The organism is Ensifer sp. ENS06 (assembly GCF_014852205.1).
Classification (GTDB): Bacteria; Pseudomonadota; Alphaproteobacteria; order Rhizobiales; family Rhizobiaceae; genus Ensifer; species Ensifer adhaerens.
The window spans coordinates 217,891-233,487 of the sequence record NZ_JACVBC010000010.1 but is presented as its reverse complement, the minus strand read 5'-3'; the positions used below and the strand labels follow the sequence as shown (position 1 = coordinate 233,487).

The window sequence follows — 15,597 nt, the reverse complement described above, 5'->3', positions numbered from 1 at the left end:
GCTAACTAATCGGCGCAACTCGCGAGACTATCGTTTCCAAGCCCGCCCAGCCGTTCGGTGAGAAGCGTTTTAAGGCCAGGCTGCCCGACAAGCGACGCCGCGAGGGATGCCGGCACCCAGCGCATCGCGCGCGCGCCCTTTTCCGGAAAGTCGGGCGCCATGGACACAACGGCGATCAGGTGAACCTGGACGTGATAGACGGCGGTCTTGCCGACCTTGCTGTAGGTGTAGCCGCCGATTTCGTCGTTTAACGCCGTTCCGATAACACCGGCCTCTTCGAACGCTTCCCGGACGGCAGCGCCAGGGGTGTCTTCACCATACTCCAGGTGCCCCTTGGGAATGCCCCAGAGCCCGGTGGTGCGGCCGCAAATGAGCAGCACCTCGAACCGGTCCCCGCCGCTTTCCTTGCGAATGCAGATCGCACCAGCCTGGTCGATGACGACCGGCTCTGCGTCGGAAGCGGCTATCGCGTCAGATGACAGACGTGACACAGCGGGTGTTTGCATCATCGCTCTCACGTTGAACTGACTGGAAGCCAAGGGAAGGTCAGGCGGCTATGTGACGGTTTTATGACGATTCATAGTGAAATTCAACAGCATGCTAATGCAATTGAAAGGCCGGCAAGATGGCCGGCCGCGGGGCAGTATTTTCAGCCTCGCCAAGCCTGATGACGGCCCACAAATCGCGGGCCGTCATCACATCAAAGCTTAATCAGAACGGCGAATCCGGGAAGTAGAAGTCCTTCGCATTGTCCTTGGTCACGAGCGTTGCATCGATCGTGTAGACGCCGCGCACCGGAACCTGGCCGTAGAAGTTGGCGACGGTCATTTCGAGCGCCGTGCCGACCATTGCCGGCGGATAGAGCACGTCGACCGGGATCATCTTGTCGCCGTCCATGACCTTCTTGATCATTTCCTTCGAGCCTGCGCCGGCGACGACATACTGGATGTCGGTGCGCTTGGCCTGCTCGATCGCCTGCAGCACGCCGACGGCCATGTCGTCGTCCTGGCACCAGACAACATCGATCTTCGGGTACTTGGTCAGGTAGTCCTGCATGACCTTGAAGGCATCGTCGCGGTTCCAGTTGCCGTACTGGCGGTCGAGAACCTTGACCTTCGAGCCTTCGATACCCTTGTCGAAGCCGTCCTGGCGCTGCTGGTCGATCGGGATCGGCAGGCCGCGGATGACGACGACTTCAGCTTCCGGCGTCGTTGCCTTGATGTACTCGCCAGCGACCTGGCCAAGCGCCGGATTGTTGCCGGCAACGTAGAGGTCACGCACCGAGTTGTCGTTGACACTCGGGGCACGGTCGACGAGAGCGACGAAGGTCCCCTTGCCCTTCACTTCCTTGATGGCGTTGACCAGTGGATCCGGATCGGTCGGCAGGATGACGAGCGCGTCGATGCCTTGCGTCTCAAGATCCTGCACGGCGTTGGCCTGGCTTGCCGGATCGGGTGAGGTCTTGACGATGACGTTCAGGCCGGGATTACGCTCCATCAGGATCTTGGCGACCCGTTCGGCATGGAACACCACGCCGGCCGTCCAGCCATGGTCGGCCGCCGGGATCGAGACGCCGATGGTTACTTTCTTTTCCTCTTGCGCGTGAGACACGCCGGCAAAGGCGGTCATCGCGGCAAGGGTCAGGCCGAATAGCTTCTTGTGCATTAAGTTCCTCCCAAATTTCAGGTCAGCCTGTTCAAGGCCGGGAGACCTGTAGGCCCGGCCGTCTCACGACTTCCGCACCAGCGAACGCTGGACGAGCATCGCAATGATGATGATCGCGCCCTGGATGGCACCGATCAGATATTCGCTGATGAAGTTGGAGAGCAGCATGATGTTGCCGACCAACTCGAGGATGAACGCGCCGCAGATCGTGCCCCAGACGCGCCCTGCGCCGCCCTTCAGCGCCGTGCCGCCGACGACGACGGCGGTGATCGCCTGCAGCTCCCACAAAATGCCCGTCGTGGCCGAGGTCGAGCCGAGGCGCGGCACATAGAGGAGAACAGCGACCGCAACGCAGAGCCCTTGAATGACGAAGGCGATGGTGCGCACGCGATTGACGGAGATGCCCGAATAGCGGGCAACGTCGCGGTTGGAACCGACAGCAACGACGTGGCGACCGTAGCGCGTGCGGTAGAGGACAAAGGCAGCAACAGCAGTCACCGCAAGGATGACGACGATCGGAACCGGCACGCCGGCGATCGTGCCGAAATAGGCTGGCCGGTACATTTCCTGCAGCTCAGGCTCCTTGAGCGTGATCGCTCCGCCCTGCGAGAGCCAGGTCGTCAGCCCGCGATAGATGCCCATGGTGCCGAGTGTCGCGATGAAGGGCTCGATCTTGCCGACGGTGGTGATCAGGCCGTTGGTGAGGCCGCAAAGCGCACCGGCGACGATGGCAAAGAGGATTGCCGCCAGGAGCATGAGAACCGGATCGGCAATGACGCCGGAGTTCATGAACAGGATCATCAGGCTGGCGATGAACGCGACCATGGCGCCCACGGAGAGGTCGAGATCTCCGGACGAAATCACGAAGGTCGCGCCAACCGCGATGATCGCAATGAAGGCGCTTCGGGTGGCGACATTGGCGAGGTTGGTGATGCTGATGAAATTGGGATTGACCAGCGCGCCGACCAAGAGAAGCAACGCCAGCGCAACGAATGGCGCCACTGCCCTCAGATCAATGTCACGCCAGCTGCGGCGGCGGATGGCTTCCTGGCTGCCTTCCTGGTTCACGCTCATGTCCAATCGAACCTCCCCCATCTGTCGGGAATCTTGTTGTTGTTGCCGTCGGCCGCGCCGCTGATGCGGCTCAAGCCGCCGTCTTTTTCTTCAGGCCTGCGGCGTAACGCATGATCTCCTGTTCGGAGATCTCGTCGCCTTCGAGAATGCCGGCGATATGGCCTTCCCGCATGACCGCGACGCGACTGCAAAGGCCAATGATCTCCGGCATCTCGGAGGAGACGACGATGATCGAGCGGCCATCCCGGGCGAGCGCCGAAATGAAGTGATAGATCTGCTGCTTGGTGCCGACGTCGATGCCCCGCGTCGGCTCATCGATGATGATGATGCTGGGGTCGGTTTCCATGACCTTGGCGAGAAGCAGCTTCTGCTGATTGCCGCCGGACATGCGCCCGGCTACGATCCTGTCGTCCCGTACGCGAATGTCGAAGCGACGCCGCGCCTTGACCAGGGCCGCCTCTTCGCTGCCGGGATCGAGATAGCCGAGGCGGCTGTGGCGGCCGAGCGATTGCAGCGTCAGGTTCGCCATCATGCCGGCATTGAGCAGGAGCCCCTTGGCCTTGCGGTCCTTGGTCATATAGGCAAGGCCAGCCTTGTTGGCCGCATGCACGTCGCCGGATGGCACCGGCTCGCCACGCACCAGCACCTCGCCGGCCGTGCGCGCGCGCAAGCCGACGATCGCCTCCATCAGCTCCGTCCGGCCTGAGCCGATCATGCCGGAAAAGCCGAGGACTTCGCCGCGGCGCACCTCGAAGCTCGCGTCGCGGACATAGCCGGTCGATACCGCATCGACGCGCAGAACCACGTCTTCGTCGACATCCGGCTCGTTCTTTGCGGGATAAAGGCTCGACAGTTCGCGCCCGACCATCAGCTGGGCGATCGCCTCGCCGTCGAGAATGGAGGTCGGCGACGTCTTGATCCACTGGCCGTCGCGCAGCACCGTCACGCGGTCGGTCAGTTCCATCACCTCGTCGAGCTTGTGCGACACGAAGACGAAGCTCGTTCCCTTGTCGCGCAGCTTGCGCACCAGCCGGAACAGGAAGTTCGTCTCCTCGCGCGACAGCACAGCCGTCGGCTCGTCCATGAACACGACGCGCGCATCGCGGCTGATGGCCTTGGCGATCTCGACCATCTGCTTTTCGGCAATCGAGAGCGATCCGATCATCGCGCTCTCATCGACATGCGAACCGAGGAGATCGAGCACACGACGGGTCTCGGCGCGCATGAACTTGCGGTCGAGCACGCCGAAACGGGTTACCTCGCGGCCGAGAAACAGGCTCTCGGTAACGGTCAGATGTTCGGCAAGATTGAATTCCTGGTGGATGATGACGATGCCGAGCGCTTCCGCAGCGCCATTGGCCGGCAGCTTCGTCGACTTCCCGTCAAGCAGGATCTCGCCCGATGTCGGCTGCTCGAAGCCCGACAGGATCTTCACCAGCGTGGATTTTCCAGCCCCGTTCTCGCCCATGAGCGCATGGATTTCGCCCTGGCGAAGCTCGAAATCGACGCTGAACAGGACCTGCACGCCGCTGAACGATTTGCTGATGCGGCGCGCCGACAGCACGACGGGAGCCCCGTCGACATGCTCCGTGGTCATTATCCCCTCCCTGCGGCCTCCACCGCTATTTCAATGATGTAAACCTTTACACTCGCCGATGTAAAGGTTTACATCGTGATTGCTCGACAATTTTTTTGGCTTCTTCGTTTGACCGTCGGGCGAACCTGTGTAACGTCCTCGCAGCAAATCCCGAGGCCAAGTGTGTCCAATTCCCAGCCCGCAACCATTGAAGACGTCGCACGGATCGCCGAAGTGTCGATCGCGACCGTATCGCGGGCCATTCACATGCCGGAAAAGGTAGCCAAATCGACGCGCCTCAAGGTAAACCAGGCGATCGCGATTACCGGCTACACGCCCAATGCGATGGCGCGCAGCCTGCGGCTCGGGCGGTCGAACATGATCCTCGTTGTCGCACCGGATATCGGTGATCCGAACTTTTCCAGCATTCTTGTGGGTCTCGAAAACGAAGCGCGCGCGCATGGTTACGGCGTCCTGATCGGCCATACGCAGAACGACGCCCAGCGTGGCCTGGAATATTTGAAGTTCTTCAATTCCAACCAGGCGGCGGGCATGATCCTGTTTACGGGCATCCTTCCCTTCGGCCATCAGACGCTAACGGCGCGGCTGCCGCCGACCGTCGGCGTTTTCGAGCCGGTCTTTAACGGCGGCATCCCCTATGTCGGGGTCGATGACGTCGAGGGCGCTCGCAAAGTCGTCGATCTCCTGATTTCCGAAGGGCACCGGCGCATCGCCTTCATCGGCGATTCCAACACCCGCCTTGCCTATGGTCGCCGGCGACAGGGATATGAAGCGGGGCTTGCAGCGGCCGATATTGCCATCAATCGCCGTCTGATCATGGAAGGCGACGGCACGGTGGAAAGCGGCAGGCTGGCGCTCGAACAACTCTTCATGCGTGACGACCTGCCGACCGCCTTCATGTGCGTCAACGACCAGACCGCGCTTGGCGTGACGCTTGGCCTGCGCGCCCGCGGCTACGACATCCCTGACGATTTTTCCGTCACCGGCTTCGATGATGTCCCGCAGGCGAGTTTCATGACGCCTTCGCTGACGACCATCCGCCAGCCTCGAACCGCCATCGGCAAACACGCGATGGCGCTGCTTTTGGAGTTGCTTTCAGACCGCGCGCCCTCCGAAACCGAAATCCTGCTGCGGCCTGACCTCGTCATCCGCAACTCCGTTGGTCCCCCGCCGGCACGGCGATGACGCGACATTCGCAGCCCTTCTGGAAACTCCTGCCCGTGCTTGAACCTGTGACACGGTGATGGAACCGTTTGCTCTCAAGTCGGTTCTCCCACTGTGAAGTCAAAGGAGCAACGAAGATGGATCACACTGGTCACGTACGCCTTGCAGCCACGGAACTGACACCGGCGATTTTGGAAGGGGCAACGGTTTACGGAGCGGACGACGATAAGGTCGGCACGGTCGACCACGTCCACGGCGTCGGCACAGCGAGCACCGTCGTCATCGACGTCGGCGGGTTTTTGGGCATCGGCGCAAAACCCGTTGCCGTGCCGCTTGCCGATCTCGATTTCATGCGTGACGAAGACGGCGACGTCCACGCCGTGACGACGTGGACCAAGGATCAACTCAAGGAAATGCCCGAGCATTACGACTCGTAGCTTGTCCGACATAAAGGCCTGAGGCTTCCAGCACCCAGGCTCACATCGGGATTGCGGCGGCGGCCAAAACATATCCGGCCGCCGCATACGGCTGAACATCCCGTCTCGCTGCGCCATCACTCCTGGAGCGAATGCCAGCCATTCCCCATCACCCAAGGACTGCAGTTTCAGTTTCGGCCGGGATCGGCGCCACATCCTTCGCCCTTCGCGGCAAGCCTTGCCTGATGTTCCTTGCCCCAAGTCGACAGGACCGTGACCGCCTCGTTCAGGGTCTTGCCGAACTCCGTCACCGAATACTCGACCCTTTGAACGGCGGCCGGAAAAACCTCGCGGCGAACCAGACGATCGGCTTCCATTTCGCGAAGTTGTTGTGCCAGGACCTTTTCGCTGATCCCCGGCAGAAGACGTCGCAATTCGCCGAAGCGACGCGGTTCGATGTTGACCTCCCACAATATCAGGGTCTTCCATTTGCCGCCGATCGCGTTCAGCGCCGATGCGAAGCCACAATCGTCCTGCTGCAACCGTTTCACGCGCCCCGCTCCCTACTTTCGAGTTACCGCTTACTTTAAAGTGCGTAATTTACAGGCTCCGAAAACCGCTCCTATTAGACGGCAGCTTTCAACCGGAGTTGTCGTTCATGACCAATATAGGTGTTGCCGGCGGCGGGCGCATTGGCCCCGCGCGCGCCCGGATATTTCTGAAGCCTGGCACGTTTGCGGCAAGATATCTGTCGCGTGAACGCGCGGCCCTGGCCAGGTCCGTGCCATGACCACAAGCGATCGCCTGAAAGACAATGGACGGCCGCAGACCCTAGAGTGCGCCGGAAAGCGAACGGCAAGCTGTGCCTGCGGTGGCCTGAAGATTACCGTGAACGGACCCCCTGCCCGTGTCTACGCCTGCGCCTGTCTGGAATGCCAACGCGCAACGGGATCGGGCTTCGGCTATCGCGCCCGATTTTCCAGAGCGTCCGTCATCGGCATCGAAGGGGAACGCCGGGTGTGGCGACGCGGCAGCGACGCCGGCCCCTGGGTGGACCAGACCTTCTGCCCGAAATGCGGAACGCTGGTCTACATGGAGGCGGAGGCGCTGACGGACGCGGTCATGATCTCCGCGGGCTGCTTTGCCGACCCGGACTTCCCGCCGCCCGCCGCCGTGTTCTGGGCCTCGCGCCGACATACCTGGTACGACCTGACGGAAGGCATCGAGACATTTGGATAGGTGGCCGATTTCCCCTCAGACGCAACATGTCGCAATCCACCGCGGCGAGGGCCACGGCGCAACATTAGGGAGCTTGTCCGCTCATCGTGTCTCGGTATCCGCCCGTCGGGCCACGAGGCCCAGGTCCTTGGCCCCGAGCCTGCCGATGGCCGACAGGATGCGGTAGCCTCCGACGACGGTCTCCCGCTCAGCGGTGGCGAGCTTCACCTGCGCCTTCACCACGTCGGCCTGGGCTTCCAGTACGTTGAGTAGCGTGCGCTGGCCGATCGCTTGTTCTGCCATCATGCCGTCCTTGGCCATTTTTGCCGCCTTGACGGCGGCCCGGTTGGCGGACGCGGTTGCGAGCGCTCCCTGGTATTGCGCCCAGGCAGAGGCCGCCTTCGACTGAACTTCGGCGTGCTGAACGTCGACGGTGAAGTTCGATTTCCCGAGGTCCTCCTTCGAGCGCCGTACCTCGGCCGCCGCCTTTCCTCCCTGATAGATGGGTACCTTGAGCTCGTTGCCCGCCTTTTGCTCCGTCGCCGATCCGTCGAACGCCATTGCGTCGATCGCGCTCACGCGCTCACCTCTGCCAATCCCGATCGCCCCCTTCACGGTCGGCAGGAGCTTTCCCTCGCTGACGGCAACATTGAACATGGCGCCTTCGGCGAGGTGCCGTTTCGCCAGAAGAGCGGGATGCTGCTTGGCGGCAATCGCCAGCGCCTTATCGATGTTGGCGGGCAGCATTTTCACGGGAACTTTTCCACCGGTTAAATTGCCCGGTTCGTCGCCGATGACCTGCCTGTAGGTCGCTTGGGCACGCTTGGCTTCGGCATGGGCGAGGCTCAGTTCCGCCTGCGCCGCAGCGCGGCGCGCCTCGGCCTGAGCGATGTTTGTTCGGGTCCGTTCGCCTGCTTGGTGGCGGGCGATCTCGGATCGCGTGAGCTCCTTGAGGAAATCCAGATCCTGTTTGCGTAGCACGACGATGCGGCGCGTCAGCACCACGTCCATATATGCCTCGGTCGCCTCGAACAGGATGTTCTGCTCGGTGTTGCGGGTGTTTTCCTCGGCGGCGCGCTGTCGCGCCTTATTGACCTCGACATTGTTGGTCGTCTGCAGGCCGTCGAAGAGGGTCTGATCGAGAACGATACCAAACGTGCCGCGATTGGTCGCCGCACTGGAATTGTACCCGATCCCGCTGCGCCAGGTGATTTTCGGATGCATCGCCGACCGTGCGATGTCGATGTCGTACGCGCTCGCGCGCACTCCGGCCCGCGCTGCATTGAGCGTCGGGTTGTTGTGGTAGGCCTTCGCCAAGGCACTTGAAAGCGGCTCGGCATGAGCCTCAGCCATGGCAATCGGAGCAATCATTGCAACCAGGGTCACCAGTATTCGTTTCATCGAACAGGAATCTCCGTTGGGAACCCGGATGGCTCGCAAGCGAGATAATCCGGATCGAGGGCACGGAGACGCTCGGCGGACGGCGTCAAGGGACGGCCAACGGCCGAACAGCACTTGGCCGGCGCCATGGCAGAAGTACAGCGGCCCAAATTTGGTACCGATGGATCCGCCGTCACGAAAAAAGTCGTGCCGTCGCGAATCCTTTTCCGGGTTCCGCGCCTCTTGTGACTGAGACGATGGGTCTCGGTTTGCACCGGAGGTGTTGCATGGCATTTTTTCGCAAGAATATAGGTAAGGGGCAGCAGATCGTGCGGATTGGCCTTGGGGTTGGCGCGGCTGTGATGGCATACAGTTTCCTGAGCGGGTGGATCGCCCTCTTGGTGGGCGTATCGGCCCTCACCTTCGTCCTCACCGGCCTCATCGGCTATTGCCCGGCCTGCGCCGTTGCCGGGATCCATGATCGGATCAAGCCATGAACACAAAGGCGGTGACGACTGAAACTTTCGAAGCCGCCCGCCACGGCGATCGCAATGCGATCGTCCGGCTGCTCGAGCGGACGCAGCCGGATATTCGCCGATATGCCCGAGCAACCTGCCGGACCGCCGATGTCGACGATGCGACACAAGAAACGCTTTGGCTTCTGTCGCGCCATGTCGGCGCGATCCGGGCACTCGCGACCCTGTCGAACTGGTTGTTCAGCGTGGTGCGGCGGGAGTGCCTGAGGCTCGCCCGACGTACCGGCATGATCGCCGCCGTAGACGAGGACGCACTTGAAACAAGTCTGGTGCAGCGGCCCGAACATGTGTTGCGGCTTGATCTGGCAGCGGCCTTCGAGGCTCTGCCGCCGCACTATCGCGACGTGGCTCTGATGCGCGACCTCCAGGAGATGACGATCGACGAGATCGCCGCGGCTCTCGATCTTTCGCGACAGGCAGTGAAAGCGCGGCTGCACCGTGCACGCCTGCTGTTGCGCGAATATTTGGCGGAGTGAGCGAGCCGAAGAGATTGTGCGCGAGCGGCTTCAAGGAACAATGGCGCGGCTATCACGAAAACGCGGATTCCTTCGCAGTTTTCGGAAACGCCAGATCGACGACCAAACCGCCGTTCGCTGCTTCTCCGAGCGCCACGGAGCCGTTGTGTGCCGTCATAATCTGGGCAACGATGGCCAGTCCCATGCCTGTTCCCTCACTCGCGCTGGTATTGCCCCGCACAAACGGCCTCAGCATTTTCTCGCGCTCCGCGGCCGGGATTCCTGGGCCCTCATCGCTGACCCGCACGATCCGGGCTTGCAGAACCTCGACTACAAGCACTTCCGTTCCGCGTGCGTGTCGCATCGCATTGATGATCAAGTTGTCCAAGGCCAGGCGAATGGCCGGTTCGGAACCGGGGACAATGACCCGCCCCTCTGCTTTGAACTCGATGTCCATGCCCTGCTTCATCACGGATGGCACATGCTCGGCAATGGCCGCGCGCGCGATGGCTGCGAGATCTACCATGGTGAAGGTCAGCGCCTGGCCTGACAAACGCGCCAACTGCAACGATGTCGTGACGATTGATGCAAGCCGCGCCGTGTCGCGAACAAGGATCTCCCGCACGTCCGGGTCCTGAACAAGGTCGAGCTTCAACCGCAATTTGGTCAGCGGCGTCCGCAATTCGTGGGATGCGTTGGCAAGAAAGTTTCGCTGCGCTTCGAACGCGTTGTCGATACAACCGAGCGCCGTGTTGAACGCGGCAACCATCGGCTTCAGTTCTATCGGAGTGTCGCGATCCGATATCCGGCGACCATTGGGAAGCCCGTCGATCTGCTCGGCTGAATCGACAACCCTTCTTACAGGGGTTGCGATCGTGCGCTTGACAGCAACGACAGCGATCGTGGCCGTGGCAACAAGAACAATACCCAGAAGATGGTAAAGCCCCTGCGGCCAAATTTCGCGCAGGACCACGAGCAGCGTTTCAGCATTCGAAAATGTCACTCCGCCGACCACAACCAGTTTGGGTGGATCCTCCGCGTTCAGTTTTCGGAGCCCGAGAAACTGCTGCTGGCCCGCCATGTAAGAAAACTCAGAGGAGAATACCTGGGGAGAGGTCGTATCGATGATGTGTTGGACCGATGCCGGCACGGCACCGTGTATGATGGCTTGGGTTCCGTCACTGACAAAGTACCAGAATTCGGACTGCTCTTCGGAAAGCCTGATAATCTTTTCCGCAATTACGCCTTCGACCTCGAGCACAAACTTGCCGGTGTGATCGTAGCTCACACCATCCTGGAGAAGTTCGACGACACTTTCGACTGCGATTTTTTTCCTGCTCTGCCCATCCGTCAACAGGAACACCGCGACGGTGAGGACGGTGCTGATCACCATCATCAGCGCCATGCCCAAGATGAGCACAATGGCCACCGGAAACGCGATTGAATTCGGACGCCTCATTACTCTTGCACCAGCATGTAGCCGATGCCGCGAATGGTCCGGATCGTTGCGCTGCAATTGCCCTCGCGCAGACGCTTGCGTAGCCGCGAGACATGGGAATCGAGCACGTTGGACTCGATCTCCTCGTCGATATTATAGACGGCAGCTTCAAGATTGTCGCGCTGCACGACGCGCCCTGCCCGCCGGATCAACGCTTCCAGAACGGCGAGTTCGCGTCTCGGAACGCTCAGCGCGTTCGCACCGATCATGGCGGATCGATTGATGAGATCAAACGATAGATTGCCGAATTGCGTGCAGCCGGTCTCGTCCAGGCTGTAGCGACGAAGAACCGCGCGCGCCCGTGCAATAAGCTCCATGGGCTCGAATGGTTTGCCGACATATTCGTCTGCGCCCTTGTCGAGCGCAGACACGATATCGGTCGGATCGTCCAATGCCGTCAGAACGAGCGTTGCCGGCCTCGGGCGGAGTTGCCGCAGCGTCGGCAGCAGCGACAGGCCGTCACCATCAGGTAGGTTGCGGTCGATGACCACGAGATCGAACTTGAAGGCAAGCAGTGCCGCCTCGGCATCCGCAAGCGTTTCGAATACATCCGCAACGCCGATCGCGGCTTCCAGCATGGTCTTGAGCGAAGACGCCAGCTCACGATCATCTTCTACGATCAGAATTCGCATGTTGCCTGCCAGTGTCGACTAGAATTGAGTTTTGAAGATGCGAATATTCATGAAGGAAACAAAAGAGGATTCTAAACAACGCGACGTAAGTCAGGTCGCAATCATCCTAATCGAAACAGCCCTCGCTAAAACATCCGTCATCCCTGCGGAATTACTCGTAAGAATACACGGGAGGATCGTAATCGCGTCCTCTACGGCGTTCATCGGACATATCAAGACGTTGTACGCAATTAGCATAAGCATCGGTTCCCGGCACGAATCCGTACTCGGCACAACGGTTTCTGTATTCTACCGTTTCGCATCCCGCCAGCACGATCAGCAGGCCCGCTGCAATGAAAAGACGCATAAAATGACCTCGGTTTATTTCTCGTTTTGTCGATACCTGGATCCCATTGCCACCTTGCGACAATGTTACGAGACACAAGCGTAGTCCGCCTCAGCGGCTGCCAATGGAAGGGATTGTTTTTTCGGCAGAAACGGCTGTTCCGGTTGCCGCGACGGCGAGCTTGCCTCCCCTGTCCGTCCAGGACGGCGGCGCTCCGATGGAGGCGCCGATCATGCCGACCACACCCGGCGCACGCCCGAAGTCCTCACAGATCGCAGAACCGGGTTTCCCACCAAGCGACGTGCGAATGTCATAAACGGACGGCAAGTACAGATCGAAATCTCCAGGTTCTTTGCCGGCGACGACCATTCTTGAGAAATCCTTGCCGAAAGCCGCGGCCAGGTCATAGGCGTCACCAACCTGCGAAACGCGCGCTTCACTCGTAAACGAGTTCGCGCCCTTCGACCAAACGATCGCCGCCGTTTGTTTGCCGGTTCGATCGACGGCCTCCGCTTCGACGGCCAGCCCGCCGAGCCCGAAGGGCAGTCGTGGTATGCCGACCGGCAAGGCAAGCGAACTGCCGATGGAAATCGCCTTGGCGGCACCAGCGACGGACGGCTCGGTCGGGACAATGTCCGTAACAACCGTTCGGACCGTCAGATCTGCGGGCGTACCGAACCGGACGATCCGATATTTTTCGCTCATGGTGATGCAGATCGCGCGGTCAATCGCGTTCGTTACCAGCAGGCGGTCCTTCTGCTTCTCGACACGCTGCAGAGCAGGCGGGGTCAGAGACGTCGGCGCGATGCTCACCGTTTTGACGTCCTTCAGGCCATCCTTGCTGAAATAGACTCTCTTCTTCTCGAACTTCCCCTTCGGAGCACTGAGGTTGCTGTAGGAGGTAAGCGTTCCTGCTTCCTTCAAGGGAACGGTCGTACATCCCCCAAGAGTGAGCATGATCGGCACTATTCTTGCGATTCCCCGACCCCCTGCCACGCCCCTTCTATGGTTGTTCGTCTTCTCATTGCATGTCATTCGCCCAGAACCCTCGTTGTCAAAGACGAGCGCCGATTGGGGTCCTGCACCTTGTGAAAACATTACGAATTCAGCTCAAACGCGCTGACTACCATTTGAATTCAATATCCGGGAAAAATCAGGTCTCTTGCAGCGTAATGTTCCTGCAAAAGAACAATAGGACAAGGATGTACGGTGATTTTACTCGGAGCACATTGATGTACCTTTTTATGTTTTTTAGCGCGATAATCGTATTCAGCATTCTGTTCCTGAGCGCATACTCCATTTACTCGCAGCTCAGCGACGCCAACGATATTTTATAGGCTTGTACGTCTGCGCTGAGCGCGGGAAACAAAAAAGGTCGACAAAAGAGTGCTTTGTCGACCTTTCCTCAAGTACCCGCGCATCGGCCGAGCAGACTACTTTCTGGTGGCACTTGCCGGTGGCTGCGTGGCCGCCTTCAACCCACCTTCCTGCAAATCCGCCTCATCGGCCAGAATGGCGGTCGCCTCAGCAAGGAGAACGTCCTTTGCGTTCTTGCGGGCGTTTTCCATTGCGATATCGGCACTCAGGCTGCGTTCGTCCGCATTCAATCCATCGTCCTCACCGGTATCCTCGCCATCGCTTCCCTGAGCTCGAGCCTTAAGACGATTTTCGCGATCCTTCATTTCCTTGCGACGTTCGGCTTCGTTGAGGGAGACAACGCCTTTTTCGCGTTGCGCCTTGATGTCGGCGATGTCTTCGAGGAGGCGCTGGAAATCGGGGTCGCTTGCAATGCGCGCATTATGGCGGTCCTGCAGTGCCGGCAGCAGCGCCGTGACGGTATCGGCCGGCATATAATCCGCAGGCTTGATCTCTGACCACGGCAGGGCGTTATCATAGCTCGTTTCGCCAAAGCGCGTCGGGTCGGAAAGCCCCGGCAGACTGATATCGGGCGTTACGCCATGCAGCTGCGTAGTGCCGCCATTGACCCGGAAGAACTGGGCGATCGTCACCTTGAGTTCGCCAAACGCAGGCTTGCTGTTGCGGACCATCTGGTCGAGGTCGACGACGGTTTGAACCGTGCCCTTGCCGAAGCTGGGCTCGCCGATGACGACACCGCGGCCGTAGTCCTGGATGGCCGCAGCAAAAATCTCAGAGGCCGAAGCCGAGCCGCGATTGATCAAAACACCGACGGGTCCTGACCAGAGAGGCTCAGGAAACTCCGAGCTTGTCACCACGACCTTGCCGTCGCCACTGCGTTGCTGAACGACCGGTCCGGAGCCGATGAACAGGCCGGTCAGGGCAATCGCCTGGTCCAGCGAACCGCCGCCATTGTTGCGAACGTCGATCAGAACGCTGTCGACCTGTTCCTGCTTCAGCTCTTCGAGAAGCTTTGCGACGTCGCGGCTCGCGCTGCGATAATCCTGCTCTCTTTTGCGCCGGGCTTCGAAATCCTCATAGAAGGCCGGAAGAGTGATCACCCCGATCTTGCGGGTGGTATCGCCCGCCTTCACAGACAGAACGCTCTTCTGCGCCGCCTGCTTTTCGAGGCTGATCTTGTCGCGCACGAGGGTGACGATGCGATGGGCGGCGTCTGCTCCCGCATCGGCCGGCAGAACGTCGAGGCGCACGACCGACCCCTTCTTCCCGCGGATCAACTGCACGACTTCATCGATGCGCGTGCCGACCACTTCCTTTATCGGGCCGTCGTGACCCTGCCCAACGCCGGTGATGCGGTCTCCGACCGCAAGCTTGCCGGACAGCTGCGCCGGCCCACCAGGCACGAGCTCGCGGATCGTCGTGTAGTCGTCGCGCTCCTGCAGCACCGCGCCGATTCCAACCAGCGAGAGCTTCATGGCGATATCGAAGTCGGCCGAAGCCCGGGCGCCAAAGTAATCCGTGTGCGGATCGACCGACGTCGTGTAGGCGTTCATGAACGACTGGAAGACGTCGTCACTCTTGTACTTGGAGGCACGCTCGAGCGCGTTTGCATAGCGCTTGTCGAGCGTTTCGCGAATGGCCGCATCAGTCTTGCCACTGAGCTTCAAGCGTAGCCAGTCGCTTTTCACACGCTTGCGCCACAGCTCGTTGCTCTCGGCTTCCGACTGCGGCCAGGGCGCCTTCTCGCGCGACAGGGAATAATCTTCCTGCTTCGTGAAATCGAAGTCCTGCTTCAGCAGTTCGCGCGCGTAGTTCATGCGGTCGACGACACGCTTTCCATAGACGTTGAAGATCGCAAACGGGATCTTCAGGTCCTTCTTCTTGATGGCGTCGTCGATCTCGTTGCGGTCAGGTTTGAAACTGTCGATGTCGGCCTGCAGGAAGAGCCCACGATCCGGATCGAGGGACTCGATGAAGCTGTCCATGATCTTGGCCGACAAGGCGTCATCTAGCGGAACGGGCTTGTAGCTGTAGCGCGTCAGAAATTTTGCGCTCAACTGTGCGGCCTGTGCCTGCTGCTTCAGCGGCTCCAGAACAGGAGGCGAGGCAACGTCGGCATAGGCGGACGGCGCGATTGCAAGAAATGCACCAAGGAAGACGTATGAAATGCGCATTCAGCGTTGACCCAATTCTTAATGCCGAGTGTCGAAGAGGGATCTAGGTGAAGCAATTATGGCTTTTTGGCAACCGGATTGATCCG

Annotated in this window: 15 protein-coding genes; 5 read left to right on the top strand and 10 right to left on the bottom strand. The window is 60.3% G+C overall.

What is annotated here, in order from left to right; all coding sequences use genetic code 11:
• Nucleotides 1-5 precede the first annotated feature (5 nt).
• The 4 genes from IB279_RS27765 to IB279_RS27750 all read right to left on the bottom strand — a co-directional run bounded on the left by IB279_RS27765 (nt 6) and on the right by IB279_RS27750 (nt 4,336).
• Nucleotides 6-506, bottom strand: a complete 501-nt coding sequence (locus IB279_RS27765; RefSeq protein WP_090300732.1) for an NUDIX hydrolase — start codon at nt 504-506, stop codon at nt 6-8.
• Nucleotides 507-711: 205 nt separating this feature from the next.
• Nucleotides 712-1,665 carry a substrate-binding domain-containing protein gene (locus IB279_RS27760; RefSeq protein WP_034798145.1) on the bottom strand — a complete coding sequence of 318 codons (954 nt, stop codon included), beginning with the start codon at nt 1,663-1,665 and terminating at the stop codon, nt 712-714.
• A 63-nt stretch (nt 1,666-1,728) separates the two neighbouring features.
• A complete protein-coding gene (locus IB279_RS27755; RefSeq protein ID WP_034798144.1) occupies nt 1,729-2,739 on the bottom strand; it encodes an ABC transporter permease in 1,011 nt (336 codons plus the stop codon).
• 70 nt (nt 2,740-2,809) lie between these two features.
• Entirely contained in the window at nt 2,810-4,336 is a 1,527-nt protein-coding gene (locus IB279_RS27750; RefSeq protein WP_034798142.1) for a sugar ABC transporter ATP-binding protein, read from the bottom strand.
• Between the two features lie 162 nt (nt 4,337-4,498).
• On the opposite strand from IB279_RS27750, the gene IB279_RS27745 reads away from it, so the two are divergent.
• On the top strand, nt 4,499-5,521 hold the full coding sequence (locus IB279_RS27745; RefSeq protein ID WP_060530505.1) for a LacI family DNA-binding transcriptional regulator: 1,023 nt from the start codon (nt 4,499-4,501) through the stop codon (nt 5,519-5,521).
• A gap of 116 nt (nt 5,522-5,637) precedes the next feature.
• A complete protein-coding gene (locus tag IB279_RS27740; protein WP_034798138.1) occupies nt 5,638-5,937 on the top strand; it encodes a PRC-barrel domain-containing protein in 300 nt (99 codons plus the stop codon).
• Nucleotides 5,938-6,104: 167 nt separating this feature from the next.
• Here IB279_RS27740 and IB279_RS27735 read toward each other — a convergent pair whose 3' ends face one another.
• A complete protein-coding gene (locus tag IB279_RS27735; RefSeq protein ID WP_034798136.1) occupies nt 6,105-6,467 on the bottom strand; it encodes a helix-turn-helix domain-containing protein in 363 nt (120 codons plus the stop codon).
• Nucleotides 6,468-6,804: 337 nt separating this feature from the next.
• Between IB279_RS27735 and IB279_RS27730 the strand changes: the two genes are divergently transcribed.
• Complete coding sequence (locus IB279_RS27730) at nt 6,805-7,155, top strand: GFA family protein (RefSeq protein ID WP_244546865.1); 351 nt, start codon at nt 6,805-6,807, stop codon at nt 7,153-7,155.
• 81 nt (nt 7,156-7,236) lie between these two features.
• Here IB279_RS27730 and IB279_RS27725 read toward each other — a convergent pair whose 3' ends face one another.
• Nucleotides 7,237-8,487, bottom strand: a complete 1,251-nt coding sequence (locus tag IB279_RS27725) for a TolC family outer membrane protein (RefSeq protein WP_256386708.1) — start codon at nt 8,485-8,487, stop codon at nt 7,237-7,239.
• A 314-nt stretch (nt 8,488-8,801) separates the two neighbouring features.
• Here IB279_RS27725 and IB279_RS27720 point away from each other — a divergent pair, with 314 nt between their 5' ends.
• Nucleotides 8,802-9,011, top strand: coding sequence for a DUF2892 domain-containing protein (locus IB279_RS27720; protein ID WP_034798134.1), 210 nt, complete (start codon nt 8,802-8,804; stop codon nt 9,009-9,011).
• Nucleotides 9,008-9,526, top strand: a complete 519-nt coding sequence (locus IB279_RS27715) for an RNA polymerase sigma factor (protein WP_034798132.1) — start codon at nt 9,008-9,010, stop codon at nt 9,524-9,526. The genes IB279_RS27720 and IB279_RS27715 overlap by 4 nt, the downstream gene beginning before the upstream one ends.
• A gap of 52 nt (nt 9,527-9,578) precedes the next feature.
• Here IB279_RS27715 and IB279_RS27710 read toward each other — a convergent pair whose 3' ends face one another.
• The 4 genes from IB279_RS27710 to IB279_RS27695 form a co-directional block, all read right to left on the bottom strand.
• Nucleotides 9,579-10,964 carry a HAMP domain-containing sensor histidine kinase gene (locus tag IB279_RS27710; protein WP_051659399.1) on the bottom strand — a complete coding sequence of 462 codons (1,386 nt, stop codon included), beginning with the start codon at nt 10,962-10,964 and terminating at the stop codon, nt 9,579-9,581.
• Nucleotides 10,964-11,635: a response regulator transcription factor gene (locus tag IB279_RS27705; protein WP_034798131.1), complete on the bottom strand. Its 672-nt coding sequence runs from the start codon at nt 11,633-11,635 to the stop codon at nt 10,964-10,966. Before IB279_RS27705 ends, IB279_RS27710 begins: the two co-directional genes overlap by 1 nt.
• Nucleotides 11,636-12,071: 436 nt before the next feature.
• Entirely contained in the window at nt 12,072-12,995 is a 924-nt protein-coding gene (locus IB279_RS27700; protein ID WP_192340075.1) for a DUF3313 domain-containing protein, read from the bottom strand.
• A gap of 398 nt (nt 12,996-13,393) precedes the next feature.
• The gene (locus IB279_RS27695) at nt 13,394-15,511 is read right to left on the bottom strand and encodes a carboxy terminal-processing peptidase (protein ID WP_034798128.1); all 2,118 of its coding nucleotides are present in this window, start codon (nt 15,509-15,511) and stop codon (nt 13,394-13,396) included.
• Between the last annotated feature and the right edge of the window lie 86 nt (nt 15,512-15,597).